This window comes from Acrocarpospora phusangensis (assembly GCF_016862995.1).
GTDB classification, from domain to species: Bacteria; Actinomycetota; Actinomycetes; order Streptosporangiales; family Streptosporangiaceae; genus Acrocarpospora; species Acrocarpospora phusangensis.
Genome location: NZ_BOOA01000121.1, coordinates 1 through 17984, shown reverse-complemented (window position 1 = coordinate 17984; position 17984 = coordinate 1). Strand labels below are relative to the sequence as shown.

At 71.0% G+C, this 17984-nt stretch carries 20 protein-coding genes; 8 read left to right on the top strand and 12 right to left on the bottom strand.

What is annotated here, in order from left to right:
• Positions 1-268 precede the first annotated feature (268 nt).
• Both bioB and Aph01nite_RS38205 read left to right on the top strand, forming a co-directional pair.
• Positions 269-1294, top strand: a complete 1026-nt coding sequence (bioB, locus tag Aph01nite_RS38210) for a biotin synthase BioB (protein WP_239162293.1) — start codon at positions 269-271, stop codon at positions 1292-1294.
• An 87-nt stretch (positions 1295-1381) separates the two neighbouring features.
• Positions 1382-3016, top strand: a complete 1635-nt coding sequence (locus Aph01nite_RS38205) for an acetolactate synthase (protein WP_204045963.1) — start codon at positions 1382-1384, stop codon at positions 3014-3016.
• Positions 3017-3023: 7 nt separating this feature from the next.
• Here the strand turns inward: Aph01nite_RS38205 and Aph01nite_RS38200 are convergent, their stop codons facing one another.
• Positions 3024-4676 (bottom strand): serine/threonine protein kinase, encoded by a 1653-nt coding sequence (locus Aph01nite_RS38200; protein WP_204045962.1) that lies wholly within the window; start codon positions 4674-4676, stop codon positions 3024-3026.
• Between the two features lie 146 nt (positions 4677-4822).
• Positions 4823-5005: a biotin synthase auxiliary protein BsaP gene (gene bsaP, locus Aph01nite_RS38195; RefSeq protein WP_204045961.1), complete on the bottom strand. Its 183-nt coding sequence runs from the start codon at positions 5003-5005 to the stop codon at positions 4823-4825.
• Positions 5006-5040: 35 nt separating this feature from the next.
• On the opposite strand from bsaP, the gene Aph01nite_RS38190 reads away from it, so the two are divergent.
• Positions 5041-5424 carry a thioesterase family protein gene (locus Aph01nite_RS38190; protein WP_239162291.1) on the top strand — a complete coding sequence of 128 codons (384 nt, stop codon included), beginning with the start codon at positions 5041-5043 and terminating at the stop codon, positions 5422-5424.
• Between the two features lie 6 nt (positions 5425-5430).
• Here the strand turns inward: Aph01nite_RS38190 and Aph01nite_RS38185 are convergent, their stop codons facing one another.
• From Aph01nite_RS38185 to Aph01nite_RS38155, 7 genes are all read right to left on the bottom strand, one after another.
• Complete coding sequence (locus Aph01nite_RS38185) at positions 5431-5643, bottom strand: biotin/lipoyl-binding carrier protein (RefSeq protein WP_155340417.1); 213 nt, start codon at positions 5641-5643, stop codon at positions 5431-5433.
• A 28-nt stretch (positions 5644-5671) separates the two neighbouring features.
• Positions 5672-7003 (bottom strand): acetyl-CoA carboxylase biotin carboxylase subunit, encoded by a 1332-nt coding sequence (locus Aph01nite_RS38180; protein WP_204045960.1) that lies wholly within the window; start codon positions 7001-7003, stop codon positions 5672-5674.
• 93 nt (positions 7004-7096) lie between these two features.
• Positions 7097-8386 (bottom strand): HD-GYP domain-containing protein, encoded by a 1290-nt coding sequence (locus Aph01nite_RS38175; protein ID WP_204045959.1) that lies wholly within the window; start codon positions 8384-8386, stop codon positions 7097-7099.
• The gene (locus Aph01nite_RS38170) at positions 8383-9726 is read right to left on the bottom strand and encodes an HD-GYP domain-containing protein (RefSeq protein WP_204045958.1); all 1344 of its coding nucleotides are present in this window, start codon (positions 9724-9726) and stop codon (positions 8383-8385) included. Before Aph01nite_RS38170 ends, Aph01nite_RS38175 begins: the two co-directional genes overlap by 4 nt.
• Before the next feature lie 149 nt (positions 9727-9875).
• Entirely contained in the window at positions 9876-10787 is a 912-nt protein-coding gene (locus Aph01nite_RS38165; RefSeq protein WP_204045957.1) for an NAD-dependent epimerase/dehydratase family protein, read from the bottom strand.
• A gap of 16 nt (positions 10788-10803) precedes the next feature.
• Positions 10804-11070, bottom strand: coding sequence for a mycothiol system anti-sigma-R factor (gene rsrA, locus Aph01nite_RS38160; protein ID WP_204045956.1), 267 nt, complete (start codon positions 11068-11070; stop codon positions 10804-10806).
• The gene (locus tag Aph01nite_RS38155) at positions 11067-11672 is read right to left on the bottom strand and encodes a sigma-70 family RNA polymerase sigma factor (protein WP_204045955.1); all 606 of its coding nucleotides are present in this window, start codon (positions 11670-11672) and stop codon (positions 11067-11069) included. Before Aph01nite_RS38155 ends, rsrA begins: the two co-directional genes overlap by 4 nt.
• Before the next feature lie 200 nt (positions 11673-11872).
• On the opposite strand from Aph01nite_RS38155, the gene Aph01nite_RS38150 reads away from it, so the two are divergent.
• On the top strand, positions 11873-12616 hold the full coding sequence (locus Aph01nite_RS38150) for a class I SAM-dependent methyltransferase (protein WP_204045954.1): 744 nt from the start codon (positions 11873-11875) through the stop codon (positions 12614-12616).
• 19 nt (positions 12617-12635) lie between these two features.
• Here the strand turns inward: Aph01nite_RS38150 and Aph01nite_RS38145 are convergent, their stop codons facing one another.
• Positions 12636-12971 (bottom strand): TraR/DksA family transcriptional regulator, encoded by a 336-nt coding sequence (locus Aph01nite_RS38145; protein ID WP_204045953.1) that lies wholly within the window; start codon positions 12969-12971, stop codon positions 12636-12638.
• Positions 12972-13102: 131 nt separating this feature from the next.
• Positions 13103-13819: an SOS response-associated peptidase gene (locus tag Aph01nite_RS38140; RefSeq protein WP_204045952.1), complete on the bottom strand. Its 717-nt coding sequence runs from the start codon at positions 13817-13819 to the stop codon at positions 13103-13105.
• A 34-nt stretch (positions 13820-13853) separates the two neighbouring features.
• On the opposite strand from Aph01nite_RS38140, the gene aroA reads away from it, so the two are divergent.
• The 3 genes from aroA to hisN all read left to right on the top strand — a co-directional run bounded on the left by aroA (position 13854) and on the right by hisN (position 17049).
• Positions 13854-15131, top strand: coding sequence for a 3-phosphoshikimate 1-carboxyvinyltransferase (aroA, locus tag Aph01nite_RS38135; RefSeq protein WP_204045951.1), 1278 nt, complete (start codon positions 13854-13856; stop codon positions 15129-15131).
• Positions 15101-16180, top strand: coding sequence for a ribosome small subunit-dependent GTPase A (rsgA, locus tag Aph01nite_RS38130; protein ID WP_239162290.1), 1080 nt, complete (start codon positions 15101-15103; stop codon positions 16178-16180). Before aroA ends, rsgA begins: the two co-directional genes overlap by 31 nt.
• 89 nt (positions 16181-16269) lie before the next feature.
• Positions 16270-17049 (top strand): histidinol-phosphatase, encoded by a 780-nt coding sequence (gene hisN, locus Aph01nite_RS38125; RefSeq protein WP_373872379.1) that lies wholly within the window; start codon positions 16270-16272, stop codon positions 17047-17049.
• A 4-nt stretch (positions 17050-17053) separates the two neighbouring features.
• Here the strand turns inward: hisN and Aph01nite_RS38120 are convergent, their stop codons facing one another.
• On the bottom strand, positions 17054-17329 hold the full coding sequence (locus Aph01nite_RS38120; RefSeq protein WP_204045949.1) for a hypothetical protein: 276 nt from the start codon (positions 17327-17329) through the stop codon (positions 17054-17056).
• Positions 17330-17484: 155 nt separating this feature from the next.
• On the opposite strand from Aph01nite_RS38120, the gene Aph01nite_RS38115 reads away from it, so the two are divergent.
• Positions 17485-17984 (top strand): helix-turn-helix domain-containing protein (locus Aph01nite_RS38115; RefSeq protein WP_204045948.1); only part of this gene is annotated, 500 nt, incomplete at its 3' end.

Genomic DNA, 17984 nt, shown 5'->3' with positions numbered 1-17984 from the left:
GTTCGGCCCTCCCCCGGCCGGGCTGACACGCACACTGCACCCCGCCCTTCCGTACGACCATCCCCCCGCCAAGCCGACGCGCAAGCTGCCCCCCGGCCTTCGTTCGGCCCTCCCCCGGCCGGACTGACACGCACACTGCACCCCGCCCTTCCGTTCGACCATCCCCCCGCCAAGCCGACGCGCAAGCTGCGCCCCGCCCCGCCGGGCGGACGTGTATGTCGCAGGACATGCCGAGAGGATGGCCGGTCCTGGCTCTAGGCTTTGGCCTGTGACGGAGACCGAGATTCGCAGTGACGTTCAGGCCGACATCCTCGATGTCGCGCGGCGGCAGGTGCTGGAGGAAGGACGGGGGCTGTCGCGGGAGCAGGCGCTGGCCTGCCTGACGCTGCCCGACGAGCGGGTGCCCGACCTGCTCGCGCTCGCGCACGAGGTGCGGATGAAGTGGTGCGGGCCGGAGGTGGAGGTCGAGGGGATCATCTCCCTGAAGACCGGCGGCTGCCCGGAGGACTGTCACTTCTGCTCCCAGTCCGGCCAGTTCTCCTCGCCGGTCCGCGCCGTCTGGCTGGACATCCCGTCCCTGGTCGAGGCCGCCAGGGAGACGGCCGCCACGGGCGCCACCGAGTTCTGCATCGTGGCCGCCGTACGCGGGCCGGACAAGCGGCTGATGGACCAGGTCCGGGAGGGCGTCAAGGCGATCAGGGAGGCCGTGGACATCAACGTCGCCTGCTCGCTCGGCATGCTCACCCAGGAGCAGGTGGACGAGCTGGCCGCCATGGGCGTGCACCGCTACAACCACAACCTGGAGACCTGCGAGTCGCACTTCGCCAACGTGGTGACCACGCACACCTGGGAGGAGCGCTGGGACACCTGCCTGATGGTGCGCGCGGCCGGCATGGAGCTGTGCTGCGGCGGCATCATCGGCATGGGCGAGACGGTGGAGCAGCGCGCCGAGTTCGCCGAGCAGCTGGGCCGGCTGGAGCCGGACGAGGTGCCGCTCAACTTCCTCAACCCGCGTCCCGGCACGCCGTTCGCCGACTACCCGCTGGTGGACGGCACCGAGGCGCTCAAGACGATCGCCACCTTCCGGCTGGCCCTGCCCCGCACGATCCTGCGCTACGCGGGCGGCCGTGAGCTCACGTTGGGCGACCTGGGCACCCGCGACGGCATGCTGGGCGGCATCAACGCCATCATCGTGGGCAACTACCTGACCACCCTGGGGCGTTCGCCGGAACAGGATCTGGGGCTGCTCCAGGACCTGAAGATGCCGATCAAGGCGCTCTCCCAGACGTTGTGACCGGGGTGACCAGGCATGAACCCGTACGGGGCGGGAAGCATGAGCATCTCCTGCCCCACTAGTTAACCGACTGGTAGGTTTCAGCGCATGGACAAGCATGCCGGTGACATCGCGGTCGCCGTCTCCCAGGCCTACGGCGTCGACACGATGTTCACGCTGTCGGGTGGCCACGTCTTCCCCCTGTACGACGGGGCCGTGCACGAGAACATGCGCATCATGGACGTGCGCCACGAGCAGAGCGCCGTCTTCGCCGCCGAGGCGACCGCGCGCCTGACCCGCAAACCCGGGCTGGCGGTCCTCACCGCCGGCCCCGGCATCACCAACGGAGTCTCGGGCGTCGCGACCGCCCACTTCAACGGCTCCCCCGTGGTCGTCCTGGGTGGCAGGGCCCCCGCCTCCCGCTGGGGCTCCGGCGCCCTCCAGGAGATGGACCACCCGCCGCTGTTCGAGTCGATCACCAAGCTGGCCTTCACCGGCTCCGGCGCGGACGCGATCGGCCAGGACGTGGAGATGGCGTTCCGCACCGCCCTGGCCCCCCACCGCGGCCCGGTGTTCCTGGACTTCTACATGGACCACCTGTTCGCCCCGGCGGCCGAGCGCGTCACCGAGACGCTCGCGCCCTCCCCGCTCGAACCCGACCCGGACCGGCTGGCCGAGATCGCCCGCCTGCTGGCCGAGGCCGAGCGCCCGGTCCTGGTGCTCGGCTCCGACGTCTGGATGGACCGCGCCGAGGAGGCCGCCCGCGACTTCGCCGAGGAGTTCCGGCTGCCGGTGATCCCCAACGGCCAGGGCCGGGGCATCCTGCCCGCCGGGCACGAGCTGCTGGTCACCCGGGCCCGCGGCCTGGCGTTCGGCCAGGCCGACCTGGTCATCGTGGCCGGCGCTCCGCTCGACTTCCGGCTCGGCTACGGCTGGTTCGGCGGCAAGAACGGCGCCCCGCTGGCCCGCGTCGTGCACCTGGCCGACGCGCCCTCCCAGCTGGCCACCCACACCGGCCTGGCCGGCTCCGCCGCCGGCGACCTGTCCATGCTGTTCTGGGCCCTCACCGAGGCCTGCGCGACCGCCGGCGTCGCCCCGCGCCCCGACTGGGCCGAGAAGCTCCGCGCGGCGGCCGCGAGCGCCATCGCCGCCGACGCCGAACTGCTGGAGTCCGACTCCGACCCCATCCACCCGATGCGCGTGTACGGCGAGCTCAACCGCCAGCTCGACGACGACGCCGTGGTCATCGGCGACGGCGGCGACTTCGTCTCCTACGCCGGCAAGTACGTCGAACCCCGCAAACCCGGCAACTGGCTCGACCCCGGTCCGTACGGGTGCCTGGGCACCGGGCTCGGCTACTCCATCGCGGCCCGGCTGGCCCGCCCGTCCTCCCAGGTCGTCCTACTGCTCGGCGACGGCGCGGCCGGCTTCTCCCTGATGGACGTGGACACCCTGGTCCGGCACAAGCTCCCGGTCGTCATGGTCTGCGGCAACAACGGCATGTGGGGCCTGGAGAAACACCCCATGCGCCTGCTGTACGGCTACGACGTGGCCGCCGACCTGCAGCCGCAGTGCCGCTACGACCAGGTGGTGACCGCCCTCGGCGGCGGCGGCGAACTGGTCACCAAGCCGGGCGAGATCGGCCCGGCGCTGCGGCGCGCCTTCGAGTCGGGCGTGCCCTACCTGGTGAACATCGCGACCGACCCGGAGATCGCGTACCCGCGCAACACTACCGGCGTCTAACGGCGGGTCAGGGGCTCGGTGACGGTGAGGGGCTCGTCGTCACCGGGCACGCGATCCGTTTCACCGACACCACGACGGTGGAGTTGAGCGGAGCCTTCGTGCCCGCCGACGGGACCTGCTTGTAGACCTCGGTGCACTCCAGGGCGCTGTCCCCGACGAACGTGAACTTGGGCTTGAACCCGGCGTTCAGGAGGATGGTCCTGGCCTGCGCCTCGCTCCGCTTCCAGAGCGTGGGCACGGCCTTGGTCGGCCCGGTCGGGCTCGGCGACGGCTTGACCGGCGGTTTGGGCGGAGTCGGGGTCGGAGTAGGCGACGGCTTGTCCGGCGGCTCCTCCGTGGACGGCTCCACGGACGGGCTGGCCGGCTCCTTCGTCGGCGTGGGCGAGGGCGAGCGCGGCGGGCGCGACGGCCCCCTGCTCCTGGACGGCGACGGGCTGGGCGTCTCGACGACGATCGGGGCCTCCGAGGTCGGCGCGGCGCCCGTGTTCGCGTTGACCACGTTAAACCCGATCACGGCCACCCCGGAGAAGAGCGCCACGCCGAGACCGGCCGCCGCGATGGCGGGACCCTTGCGCACCTTCTTGGCCCGCCGGGAGGGCTGGCGGCCCGGCTGCTGCGGGGTGACGGCGGTGATCCCGGTGGGCGCCTCGCCCAGCCGGACCTCCTCGTTCCAGGTCGTCGCGCCGGTGGCCGGACCGCTGAAACCGGGCCCGAAACCCTGCCCCGTCATGTTCTGGCCCGGGAAACCCTGTCCGGCGAACCCCTGGCTGACCGGCCCCGCCGCGAACCCGCCGGTCTGCGGGTACTGCTCGGGGAACGCCGCGGAGGCCGGCGCGTTGACCGACTGCGCGGCCGCCTGGCTCATCGCGGCGGCCGTCGGCCACCGCTCGGCCGGAGCCTTGAGCAGGGCGCGTTCCACCACGTGCCGGATGGCGGGCGGGATGTCGGCGGGCAGCGGCGGCGGCATCTCGCGGATGTGCTTGAGCGCGATCGCGACCGGCGTGTCGCCGTCGAACGGGCGCCTGCCCCGCAGACACTCGTACGCGACCACGCCCAGCGCGTAGATGTCCACCGCGAACGTGACCGGTTCGCCCTCGGCCTGCTCTGGCGCGCAGTACGCGGCGGTGCCGAGCACCATCCCGGCGTCGGTGAGCCGGCTGGCGGCGTCCGAGCGCGCGATGCCGAAGTCGGTCAGGACGAGCGTGCCGTCGGGCCGTACCAGCAGGTTGCCGGGTTTGACGTCGCGGTGCACGATGCCGCGGTCGTGTACGGCCTGGAGCGCGGCGGCGGCCTGGGAGATCAGCTCCATGGCGGGTTCCGGCCGGATGCGGCCCAGCCGGGACAGCAGCCGGTCCAGCGGCTCGCCGTCCACGAACTTCATCACCAGGTAGGCGGTGGGGCCGTCGCCGGGGACCTCGGTGACGCCGTAGTCGTAGACGTCCACGACACCGGGGTGGTTGATGGTGGCCATGGCGCGGGCCTCACCCTGGAAGCGCACGGCGAAGCCGGGGTCGTCCAAGCGGCCGGGGAGCAGCACCTTGACGGCGACGGTGCGAGCCAGAACCGTGTCCTCGCCCCGCCACACTTCACCCATGCCACCGGCGCCGATCCGGACGTCCAAGCGATAGCGTCCGTCAAGCGTCGTCCCTTGGGCAACCATGGTGCCCCTTTACCCCCTAAATCACTTCCACCCCGGAGTAGTCCAACCAAGCAGACCGGTGTCACGTCACGGTCACAAGACCCTATAGACCCTGTGCGGAAGTGTAGCGGGCCACGGACGAATGGGTTCTACCACCGCGAAACACCTCAAGAGGTGATCGTGCCGTGCTCGGCGCAGCGCGCGGTCCACCCCGTGGGCGTGACCTGCACGACCATGCGCCGGCGGCACTCGCCGCAGTAGCGCGGCGGCTCCATGGCCCGCGCCGCGCGGCAGGCCGCGTGGTCCCCCGCCCCGGCAGGCGCGCCGCAGTGATCGCAATAGGTGCTCACGCCATCCTCCCGCTCACGTCAATACAATCGCGCTCATGACTCTGGCACCCGGCCTCCGCGCCTCCCGGCTGATCATGGTCGAGCGGGAGGACACCGCCATCGCCGCAGGCAGCGGCGATGTGCCCGTGCTCGCCACGCCGCGACTGCTCGCCTTCGCCGAAGGCGTCACCACGGTGGCGATCGCCAAGGAGCTGGAGCCGGGACAGACCTCGGTCGGCACCCGCGTGGAACTCAGCCACCTGGCCGCCACCGGCGTCGGGGCGCACGTCGAGATCGCCGCCGAGCTGACCGAGGTGGACGGGAGACGGCTGGTCTTCTCGGTCACCGCGGTCGACCGGCAGGGCACCCTCGTGTTCACCGCGACCATCGAGCGCGTGCTCGTGGACCGCGAACGCTTCCTGAGCAGGATCACCCACTGACCACGGCTACTCGATGACGGCGATCAGGTCGCCTTCCTGGATCACGTCGCCCTCGGCCACCTTCAGCTGGGCCACCACACCGGCGTCCTCGGCCAGCACCGGGATCTCCATCTTCATGGACTCCAGGATGACCAGCGTGTCGCCGTCCTCGACCGCGTCCCCCGGGGCGACGACGACCTTCCAGACGTTCGCCACCATCTCCGCGCGCACTTCAGCCATGGTTGTGTCTCCCCTTCAAGCTTTCTGATCACGATCTCATGCGGGACACCAGGCCGGTGTCGTAGTCCCCGCTGACGAACTCGGGGTGCTCCAGCAGTTCCGCGCAGAACGGCAGGTTGTTCTTCGGTCCTTCGAGCGCGAACGCGGCCACCGCCGTACGGGCCCGGTCGAGGGCCTCGTCGCGGGTCGCGCCGTACACGCAGAGTTTGGCCATCAGCGGGTCGTAGAAGGGCGTCACCGTGTTGCCCTCGACGTAGCCCGCGTCCACCCGGACGCCCTCGCCGGTCGGTTCCTTCCACACGGCGATCTTGCCAGGTCCGGGGAAGAAACGTTTGGGGTCTTCCGCATAGACCCGGAACTCGATGGCGTGCCCGGACGGCGTGGCGTCGATCTCCAGGTCCTCGCCGGCGGCCACCCGCAGCTGCGCCTCGACCAGGTCCACGCCGGTGACCAGCTCGGTGACCGGGTGCTCGACCTGGAGGCGGGTGTTCATCTCCAGGAAGACGAAGTCCTGCGCGTCGGCGTCGACCAGGCACTCCACCGTGCCCGCGCCCCGGTAGCCCACCGCCTCGCCGGCCCGGACGGCCGCCGCCAGCATGCGGGCGCGCAACTCCGGGGTGATGCCCGGCGAAGGGGACTCCTCGACCACCTTCTGGTGGCGGCGCTGCACCGAGCAGTCGCGCTCGCCGAGCGCGAGCACCGTGCCGTCGGCCAGGCCGAGGATCTGCACCTCGACGTGGCGGGCCCGCTCGATATAGCGCTCCAGCAGGATGGCGGGCGTGCCGCCGAACCTGGCCGCCGCCCGCGAGGCCTGCTCGAACGCCTTGGCCAGCGACTCCTCGTCATAGGCGACGCCCATGCCGATGCCGCCGCCGCCCCCGGCGGTCTTCACCATGACCGGGTAGCCGATGCGCTCGGCGGCGGCCACGGCCTCGCCCGGCTCGGTCACCGGCTCGCGGGTGCCCGCGGCCACCGGCACGCCGGCCGCCTCCATCAGGTTGCGCGCGTTGATCTTGTCACCCATCCGGCGGATGGCGTCCGGCGACGGCCCGATCCAGGTGATGCCGGCGTCGATCACCGCCTGGGCGAAGCCGGCGTTCTCGGAGAAGAAGCCGTAGCCGGGGTGCACGGCCTGCACGCCCGCGTCCAGCGCGGCCCCCAGGACCTTGGCCTGGTCCAGGTAGCTCTGCGCGGGATTGGCCGGGCCGATCGGGATGGCCTGATCGGCTTCGAGCACGAACGGCAGATCGGCGTCGGCCTCCGAGTACACGGCGACGGCCCGCAGGCCCATGCCGCGCACGGTCCGGATGATCCGGCGCGCGATCTCACCACGGTTGGCGATCAGTACAGAGTCGAACACGCAGCCAACCCTACGGGCAGTGCCTGTTGTCACCCGTACATCGCAAACCACCGATCGTCCGGCCACAATCTGTAGGAAGCCCACAACTGGGGCTCAGAGGCGGTTCACCGGGGCGAGGCGGTCGATCACGCGCGCCATGGCGGCGACGACGTCCTGGTCGTACTCGGCGCCGCCGTCGAGGCGGAGCCGTTCGAGCGCGGCCGCGGCGCGATCCCGGTCGGTGGAGCCACTGACGAGATCGTCGTAGGCGTTGGCGGCTTTGATGATCCTACTGGCCGCCGGAGGGTTCTTCTCCAGCCCGTCGCACTGCCGCCGGACGATCTCCGCCACCCGGCCGAGCACGCCGGTCTCCCTGATCACCTCGGCGCCCAGCGCGGCGATCCGGCGCGCCTGGTCGGCGTCGGTGAGCACGGTCGCGCCGCCCGGGATCGGGTCGCTCAGCGAGAGCTGGCCGATGTCGTGCATGAGCGCCGCGTACTCCAGCTCCAGCAGTTCCGGCTCGGCCATGCCGCACTCCCGGCCGACCGCCACCGCCAGGCGGCTGACCCGCCGCGAATGGCCCGGCTCCACGTAGCCGCCGACCTCGGTGACCCGGGCCAGCGCCCGGATGGTCTGGAGATAGGTGGCCCTGATCCCGGCGTACTTGCGGAAGGCCACCTGGGTGACCAGCAGCGGCGCGGCGAACGCCAGCAGGGCGGTCATGTCCATGCTGTGCGAGGCCAGCGCCAGCAGGATCCCGGACGCGGCCACCGCCGCCCCCAGCGGCGCGGCCATCCTGGTCTCGTCCCGTACGGCAACGCCGAACGCGGTGCGCACCTGCTCCGCCCTGAGCATGGACGCGATGACCACGTCGGCCGCCAGCATCAGCCCGATCAGCACGGTCATCACGCCGAGCGCCGCCCACCAGCCCTCCCCCGGCCCCGGCCGGAGCACGTCGGCCAGCGGCCGGAACGCGAAGGCCAGCAGCGAGCCGGAGATCAGCCGGCGCGCCATCGCGTCCAGCCGGGGGGCGCGTCCGACCGCCAGGTGCGGCAGCCCGCCCGCGATCATGCCGACCGCCATCACCGCCACCACCTGGAGCGGCGAGTGCTCGGCCGGCTCCCCGCCGACGTCCAGCAGGAGCGCGTAGCCGAGCGCGGCGGCGGTGCTGATCGGCGCCACCTCGCGGTTGCCCGGCATGGTCAGCCGGGCCAGCTCGCCGGCCGCGATGAGCGCGCCGAAGCCGATCGCCACCGACGAGCCGGACAGGCCGACGGCCGCGGTGTGCGCGATCCCGGCGATGGTGAGCAGCCCGGCCGCGCAGATCAGCAGCAGCTGCCCGGAGTCGAGGCTCTGGATGCCTCCCGGCATGCTCTCCGGCACGCCGCGGCCGGTCATGGTCATCGCTCCGACACCACCTGGATGGGCGTGGTCGGGTCGTCGTGGTCCTTCGCCATCTGCTCACCCGCCGTCGGCGCCGGCATCGTCCGCACCTGCCACCCGAACCGGTCCAGCGCCCGGATGAACGCGCTCACCATGACCGGGTCGAACTGGGTGCCGGCGTTCTTGCGCAGCTCGCCGACCGCGTCCGGGATCGGTTTGGCCTTGCGGTAGGAGCGGTCGGAGGTCATCGAGTCGAAGGCGTCGGCCACCGCGATGATCCGGGCGAACTCCGGGATCTCGGCGCCGGCCAGGCCCATCGGGTAGCCGCGGCCGTCGTACTTCTCGTGGTGGTGCATGATCCCGGCGAACGCCTCGTCCAGGAAGTCGATGCCGCGCACGATCTCCAGGCCGCGCATCGGGTGGAGCTGGATGGCGGCGAACTCCTCCTCGGTGAGGGAGCCGTCCTTCTGCAGGACTTTGGTGGGCACGCCCAGCTTGCCGACGTCGTGCAGCATGCCCGCGTACCGGATCGCGTTGAGGCGTTCGGTGCCCATCCGGATCTCCTCGGCGATCATCGAGGAGGCCAGCGAGACCCGGGTGCAGTGGCCCCGGGTGTAGTAGTCCTTGGTCTCCACGGCCTGGCAGAGCGCGGCGATGGTCGCCTCGTACGAGCGCTGCTGCGCGTGGTACTGCCCGAACGCCCAGCGCGCCACGAACAGCGGCAGCAGCACCAGCACGGCGGAGATCGACTGCACGGTGGCCCAGAGCCCGGCGATCAGCAGCCCGAACGTCGCGTACCCGCAGTACGAGACGAGGAACTGCACCATGTTGCGGACCGGGACCTGCCGTTTGCCCACCCCCTCGGCCAGCGCCAGGATCAGCGCCGTGAGCAGGAAGTTGATCCCCACGAACACGCCGGTGGCCGCCCCGTACGGCAGGATGATCTCCGGGAAGTCGGTCTTCACCGGTAACCCCACCGTGCCGCCCGCCCACGTGTACGCCAGGCCGGACGCGTAGCCGCAGACCGCGAACTGGGCGCCGTTGAACAGCCGTTTCACCATCGGCAGGCCCGGCCGCACGCTGAGCACCGCGGTGGCCGCGACCAGCGCCGCGCCCTGCGGCCCGACCAGCACGACCGCGGCCAGCGCGGCCGAGAAGCTGACCGACACCGCCGCCTGCCGCACGCTCAGCAGGGTGGGGACGGACTCGCACACCAGGAAGAGCAGCGCGAGCACGAGCAGCGTCGACCAGTCCAGCCGGTCGTAGGCCAGTGCGCTGCGGGCGAGCAGCACGCCGGCGGCCCCGATGAGAACGACGAAGTAGACCTTGGCAGGCCACGGCAGTTCCCGCAATGCGGCCATCCCTCACGAAGGCGCGTGCTCAGGTCCAGGAGATTCCCGGGTGCGCTGTTGACATGCGCTGCCTCCACTCGATTCGCCACTCAGGCTACAGAAATCAACGTGCCTGGTCAGGGATGTCGGCGAACCGCAGCCAAACCGTAATCAAGCGATCACGTTGCGTGGTTGCGCACCCATTCGACCGTGATCTTCAGGCCACTGGCCAGGTCGGTTCGGGGATGCCAGCCGAGACCCTCGCGGGCCGGGGCCGGGTCGACGGCCATCGCGGGCAGGTCGCCGAGGCGGGCCGGGGCCAGGCCCGGCAGGTCGGGCGCGCCGGCGGCGGCGGCGATGAGCGCGTGCAGGTCCCGGTCGGTGGTCTGCACGCCGGTGCCGAGGTTGAAGCGCCGCCCGTCCCCGCGCGGGCCGCAGGCGCGGGCGAAGCCGTCCACCACGTCCTCCACGAAGACGTAGTCGCGGGTCTGGGCGCCCTCGCCGAACAGCACGGTCGGGCGGCCGGCCAGCAGGGCGTCGGTGAAGATCGCGACGACCCCGGCCTCCCCGCCGGGGGACTGGCGCGGGCCGTACACGTTGGAGAGCACGAGCGTCGTGTACTCGATCCCGTGCAGGGCGCGGTAGGCCGACAGGTACGTCTCCGCGCTCAGCTTGCCCGCCGCGTACGGCGAGCGCGGATCGGGCACCGCGTCCCCCGGCACCGGGATCGCCGACGGCTGGCCGTACACGGCCACGGAGGAGGCGAAGACCACCTTGCGGGCGCCGGCCCTGCGGGCGGCTTCGAGCACGTTGACCGTGCCGGCCACGTTGACCTGGGCGTCGTGCAGGGGGTCGGCGACGCTTTCCCGTACCGAGATCTGGGCGGCCAGGTGGCAGACCACCTCGGCGCCTTTCGCGGCCTCGGCCAGCGCCGGGTCGCGCACGTCCAGGACGTGCAGCGCGGCGTCGGGGTTGCGGTGGCCGCCCGCGGACAGGTCGTCGACCACCACGACGTCGTGACCGTCGAGCAGCAGCCGGTCGACCAGCGTCGAACCGATGAACCCCGCGCCGCCGGTGACCAATATCCGCATGGACACCGATCCTAGGTCATTCGACCAGTTCGGAGCGGACCTCGTCGATCCGGGTGCGGATCCGGGCGCGGAGATCGTCCGGCACCTGCTCGCAGCCGCAGTGTTTGGCGACCAGCTGCTTCACGACCTTGTCCAGGCCGTACTCCCGCAGGCACGGGCTGCACTCGTCGAGGTGCTGCCGGATGTCGGCGCAGCCGGCCTCGTCCAGCTCTCCGTCGAGGTAGCTGTACACCCGGTCGAGCACATCACTACAGTCCGTGTCGTGGTGCTCACCACAGCTCATGCCTCGTCCTCCGATCGCACAAGCCCGCGCTCACGCGCGTAATCCTCCAGTTGCGACCGCAGCTGCCTGCGGCCGCGGTGAAGACGCGACATCACGGTTCCGATGGGGGTCCCCATGATGTCGGCGATCTCCTTGTACGGGAAGCCCTCCACGTCAGCCAGGTATACCGCGATGCGGAACTCCTCCGGCAGAGCCGCGAGGGCGTCCTTCACGTCGCTGTCGGGGAGGTGTTCGAGCGCCTCGATCTCGGCCGACTTGAGCCCGCTGGAGGTGTGCGACTCGGCCCGCGCGAGCTGCCAGTCCTCGATCTCCTCGGTCCCGGCCTGCTTGGGCTCCCGCTGCTTCTTGCGGTAGCTGTTGATGAAGGTGTTCGTCAGGATTCGGTAGAGCCAGGCCTTCAGGTTGGTGCCCACCTGGAACTGGTGGAACGAGCCGAAGGCCTTCGCGAAGGTCTCCTGCAGGAGATCCTCCGCGTCGGCTGAGTTACGGGTCATCCGGAGCGCGGCGGAATAGAGCTGGTCCAGATACGGCATGACATCCCGCTCGAACCGCTCACTGCGCTGCTCCAGAGTCTCCTCGACTGTCTTGGAGACCGGACCCACCCCCTCAAGGACACCCGTCGTCCCCGAGAATACCGGCACGGCATCGGCGGCCTCGAAAGGCCTCACCAGCAACGCGTTCATGCCCCTGTGCAACAGGGCAGGCGTAGCATCTGTTCCCGTGGAAGGTACGGAGAGCCAAGTTCGGGGAAAAACCTACGTAACCGGCTGGTAGCCCGGAAACCAACGTCCAGGAGCCGCGCGTGCTGCCCATTCCGGCCACCGAACTGAACGGCACGGGAACTCTCGGGCCGTACTGGACCTTTTACCACGCGGTTGTCGCCGAACAGCTGCGACGGTGGCTGCCGTCCCAGCCCGGCCTGCTGGTCGATCTGTCCGGCGGGCGCGGCCGGTGGCCCGCCCAGGCGGCGCGGGCCGGGCACCGGGTGGTGGAGCTGGTGGACTTCCGCAGGAACGGGGAGCCCTGGCTGCGCGAGGCGTCCGACCTGATCCACAAGGTGCGCGCGGACGACCTGGGATTCCTGCCGGACGAGTCGGTGGACGCGGTGGTCGCCGAGGAGCGCGCGCTGTCCATGGAGATCATGGCCGAGTCGGCGCTGGCCGACGTGGCCCGGGTGCTCAAGCCGGGCGGGCGCGCGCTGGTGTGCGTGGACTCGCTGGTGCTGGGCATGGCGATCCTGGCCGAGCAGAACTACTGGGCGCACCTCTGCCAGACCGGCGAGGTCATGCTGGTGCCCTGGCCGGACGGCAGCATCACCCGCTGCTTCACCAGCTCCCAGCTGCGCGAGGTGCTGGAGAGCGCGGGCCTGGAGGTGGAGTGGGTGCGCCCGCGCACCGTGCTGTCGCCGTCCACGGTCGACCATGTGCTCGGCTCCGACAGCCGCTCCCTGTCCTGGCTGGTACGGACCGAGCTGGACGCGCATCCGGACGACGACGACACGGTCGGCATCCACCTGGTGGCGAGCGCCCGCAAACCGGAGCGCTGAGATCAGGGCGTCAGTACCGTCAGTACCGGCGGCGTTCCACCCGGGCCTGGCACTGCACGCATCTGGCCGCTTCAGGGCGCGCCTCCAGGCGGCCCTCGGGGACGATCTTGCCGCAGTCCACGCAGCGGCCGTAACCGCCCTCGTCCAGCCGCTTCAGCGCGGCCAGTACGGCCTTGCGCTGCCGGGTGGCGACGTCGATCATCGCGCGGTTGCGGTCCGCGTCCGTCAGGTCGGAGCCCGCGTCGGCGGCCGACCTCTCCCGCACCGAGACCGGGTCTCCGGTCAGCACTCCGATCGAGCGGTCCAGTTCTTCGAGCATGCTCTCCAGGCGCATACGCGCGGTCGCGTCGTCCACGAACCCGCACCTCCGGGAAAATGGGGGGAAACCCCTGCCGGGGATATCCCCCGGTCTCCCGGCAAAGGCCATTTGGTACATGCTTTCCTCACCGGATGCCCACTTGGCGGTGTTCTTACACCAGTGGGCGGTTAGAAGAGCGGGCTGGCGTCCTCAGTGTCCTGAAGTGGGTGGATAAGTTCCGGACCGTTGTTCCGGACGTTGTTGACCTCGGTCGAGACCGGGTCCGCGACCAGTCCGGCGGCGCTGGCCGGAACCAGGAGTTCGGCGGCGTCCGTAATGCCCGGATCGAGCCAGTCCGCCCAGTGCTCCCTGCCGATGCACATGGGGGTGCGGTCGTGGATCTCGCCCAGGTGGTCCTCGGCGGCCGTGGTGATCACCGTGCAGGTGCACAGCCACTCGCCCTCCGGGTCCTTCCAGAACTCGTACAGGCCGGCCATGGCCAGCACGCCACCGTCGGCCGGATGGATGAAGTACGGCTGCTTCTTCCTGCCCTCCCTCGGCATCCACTCGAAATAGCCGTCGGCGGGCAGCAGGCAGCGCCGGGACGCGAACGCCTTGCGGAAGGCGGGCTTCTCGGTGAGGGTCTCCATCCTGGCGTTGATCAGGCGGGAGCCGATGGAGGGGTCCTTCGCCCAGCTGGGGACCAGGCCCCAGCGGATCACGCGCAGCTGCCGTACCGGCCGGGTGGCGCCCTCGGTTCTGGGGACGCGGCTGAGCACCGCGTACACCTCCTTGGTGGGGGCCACGTTGTAGTCGGGCTCGATCTCCTCCTCGGAGTCCAGCTCGATCTCGAACTCCTCCAGCAGATCGTGCCTCTTGCGCGCCGACGCATATCTTCCGCACATACTCACAGCCTGCCCCACAGATAGGCTTGGACGCATGTCCGCTCCTCTGTGGCCCGCGCCGACGGTGACAGCACCGGTCACCGCGACCGTCCGCCTGCCCGGCTCGAAGTCGGTGACCAACCGCGCGCTGCTGCTGGCCGCGCTCGCCGACGGCCCCGGCGCGGTGCGGCTCGCGCTGCGCAGCCGGGACGCCGACCTGATGACCGCCGCGCTCCGCACGCTCGGCGCGGAGATGACCGCCGTCGACGAGACCCCCGAGAGCGCCGACTGGCTGTTCACGCCAGGTCCCGTCGCCGGCGGCGGCCACATCGAGGTCGGCCTGGCCGGCACGGTGATGCGCTTCGTGCCGCCGATGGCGGCGCTGGCCGACGGCGAGGTCTCCTTCGACGGCGACCCGGCCGCCCGCAAGCGCCCGATGGGCACCATCCTGTCCGCGCTGCGCGCCCTCGGCGCCCACGCCGACGCCGACACCCTGCCGTTCACCATCCGCGGCCCGGTGACGGGCGGCGAGGTCTCGGTGGACGCCTCCGGCTCCTCCCAGTTCGTCTCGGGCCTGCTGCTGACCGCCGCCCGGTTCGAGAAGGGCGTGACCGTCCGCCACGTGGGCCCGCCGGTGCCCTCGATGCCGCACATCGAGATGACCGTGCAGATGCTCCGCGCGCGCGGCGTGGAGGTGGACGACAGCGAGCCCGACATCTGGCGGGTCGCGCCCGGCCCGATCGCGGCCACCGACTTCACCGTCGAACCCGACCTGTCCAACGCGGCGCCCTTCTTCGCCGCCGCGATGGTGACCGGCGGCGCGGTCACCGTGCCCGGCTGGCCGCTGGAGACCACCCAGCCCGGCGACCTGCTCCGGCACCTGCTCGCCGAAATGGGCGCGGAGGTGACCCGGGTGCCCGGCGGCCTGGAGGTGCGCGGCAGCGGGACGATCACCGGTATCGACGCCGACCTGCGGGCGGCCTCCGAGCTGACGCCGACGATCGTCGCGCTGGCGGCGCTGGCCGACTCGCCCTCCCGGCTGCGCGGCATCGCGCACATCCGGGGCCACGAGACCGACCGGCTGGCCGCCCTGGTGACCGAGATCACCCGCCTGGGCGGCGACGCCAACGAAACCGAGGACGGCCTGGAGATCCGGCCGCGCCCGCTGCACGGCGGCGTCTTCCACTCCTACGAGGACCACCGGATGGCCACCGCCGGCGCCGTGATCGGCCTGCGGGTGCCCGGCGTCGAGGTGGAGGACATCGCGACCACGCGCAAGACCCTGCCGGACTTCCCCCGGATGTGGGCGCACATGCTGGGGGACATGTCCTGAGAAAGAGGGAATACGACGAGGACGACGTCCGGGTCCGGCCAGGCAAGGGCTCCCGCCCGAGGACCCGGCTCCGCCCTGCCCACGACGAGGCCGTCGAAGGCTTCGTGATCGCCGTCGACCGGGGCCGCATCACCTGCCTCATCGGTCCCGACGTCCCGGCGCTGCCGGCGCTCGTGGACGGCGGTGAGACGCCCGTCGCGCGCCGCCGCGGCAAGCAGAGCGCCGTCGTGGTGGCCATGAAGGCGCGCGAACTCGGGCGCAAGGGCATCGTGGTCGGCGACCTCGTCGCGCTCGTCGGCGACGTGTCCGGCAAACCCGACACACTCGCCAGAATCGTCCGCCGCGAGGCCCGCCGCTCGATGCTGCGCCGCAGCGCCGACGACAACGACGAGGTCGAGCGCCCGATCGTCGCCAACGCCGACCAGCTGGTCATCGTCACTGCGCTGGCCGACCCGGAACCCCGGCCCCGGATGATCGACCGTCTGCTGGTGGCCGCCTTCGACGCCGACATCGAGCCGCTGCTCTGCCTGACCAAGGCCGACCTGGCCTCCCCCGACTCGCTGGTCGCCCAGTACGAGCCGCTCGGCGTGCCGTACCTGGTGGTGCGGAAGGGCGGGGACCTGGGGGAGATCCGCGACCACCTCGCCAACCGCGTGAGCGTGCTGGTCGGGCATTCGGGAGTGGGCAAGTCCACGCTGGTGAACGCGCTGGTGCCGACGGCCGGGCGGGCGGTCTCCGACGTGAACGCGGTCACCGGGCGCGGGCGGCACACCTCCACCTCGGCCGTGGCGCTGGAACTGCCGGGCGGTGGGTGGATCATCGACACGCCGGGCGTACGGAGCTTCGGGCTCGGCCACGTGGAGATGGAGAACGTGCTGGTGGCCTTCCCCGACTTCAACGAGGCCGCCGTCAACTGCCCGAAGGGCTGCACCCATCTGAGTGAGGACTGCGCCCTGAACACTTTCGTGGCCGAGGGACACGCCGAGCCGGCCCGCCTCGAATCACTGCGCCGCCTGCTACTCAGCCGAGAGGGCAACGCGGAGGACTGATTTACCGGCCCGCGCCGAAGGCGCGTAGATTTTGGACCGGTCCCTTAGCTGATGTCGCAGGTATATCCGCGATAGCGTTGTGTCCCGTGATGGGATACAGCGACGATTTGCGCCTCGCGCACGTGATGGCGGACGCCGCCGATGACATCACCATGCGCCGTTTCAAGGCCGTCGACCTCAAAATCGACACGAAACCCGACCTCACGCCGGTCAGCGACGCCGACCGCGCGGTCGAGGAGGCCATCCGCGGCACCCTGCGCCGCGCCCGCCCCCGCGACGCCATCATCGGCGAGGAATTCGGCAAAACCGGGTACGGCATGCGCTCCTGGGTCATCGACCCCATCGACGGCACCAAGAACTACGTCCGCGGCGTACCCGTCTGGGCGACGCTCATCGCCCTGATGGAAGAGGGCAAGGTGGTCGTCGGCGTCGTCTCCGCGCCCGCGCTGCAACGGCGCTGGTGGGCGGCTCGCGACGGCGGCGCCTGGACCGGGCGCAGCCTGACCAAGGCCAGCCGCTGCCAGGTCTCCTCGGTGCACCGCCTGGACGACGCCTCGCTGTCCTTCTCCGACCTGCGCGAATGGGAGCAGGCCGGCAAGCTCGACAACTTCCTCGACCTGGATCGCGGCATCTGGCGCAGCCGCGGCTACGGCGACTTCTGGTCGCACGTCATGGTCGCGGAAGGCGCGGTCGACATCTCGGCGGAGCCCGAACTGTCGCCCTGGGACATGGCCGCCATCACGGTGATCGTGCAGGAAGCGGGCGGCACATGCACCGGGCTCAACGGGGCACCGCCCCTGGAGGCGGGCAACCTCGTCTGCACCAACGGCCTCTTGCACGCGGAGGTCCTCAAGCGCCTCGGCGGCTAGCCGGTCAGTGCACGCGGCCGGCGAACAGGTCGGCCCACATCTGTTCGGCGCGCACCGCCAGCATGCGCTCGGTCTCCTCCACCGCGCCGGTCTGCAGGGTCGTCCGGCGGATGAAGTACTGCCCCGCCGCGCCGACGAACTCGTACACCACCCCCCGGCATGAGCACGAGTGCGCCCGGATTCGTTCCCGATCCGTCCACCTGATGCCGGGGCGCCAGCTGAGCGCCTTGGCGTCCGGTTCCGGGCGGCTCGGCACGTGCGGGCCGTGATAGCTGGTCATGACCTTTCCACGAGGGGCTGTCCTGATGAGAGCATCCATACCCGCGATCCTCATCAGCGGCGGGTGACCGGAGGAATACGCGACCACGATCAGCAATCGCGGTATTCGCGAGACGAATTCCAGCGTGACGCCGGGATTGGGAGTAACTTACGGTCATGGGTCATGACGGAAACGGTCTGCAGCCCGAATTCTGGGCCCGCCCCGCGGTCGCCAAAGCTCTCACCGAATGCGACATGGCGACCCTTCTCGACGAGGTCCGTTCCGCCCGCGGCTGGACCCAGAGCCAGCTCGCCCACGCGGTCGGCTACTCGCAAAGCTGGGTGTCCAAGGTGCTCCGGGGGCAGCAGATGCTCTCCGTCGAGCAGATCAGGGAGATCGCCAGGACCCTCGGCGTGCCCCAGTACCTCCTCCGCATTGGCGACCGGGGCGGTGAGGATCCCACGAAACGCCGCGATTTCAGCAAGGTAGCCTTCCTGGCCGTGCTGCCGGTGGCGCCCTCCATCTCCTACCGGGCGGCCGACGAGACCACCGCCGCCTCGCTCGCCGCGATCACCGGCGCGCAGCGCCGGCTGGAGTCCGACACGCCCGCCCGCGAGCTCGCCCGGGGCGCCGTCGCCCACGTGGAGCTGACCAAGCGCGCCCTGGCCCGGTCGGC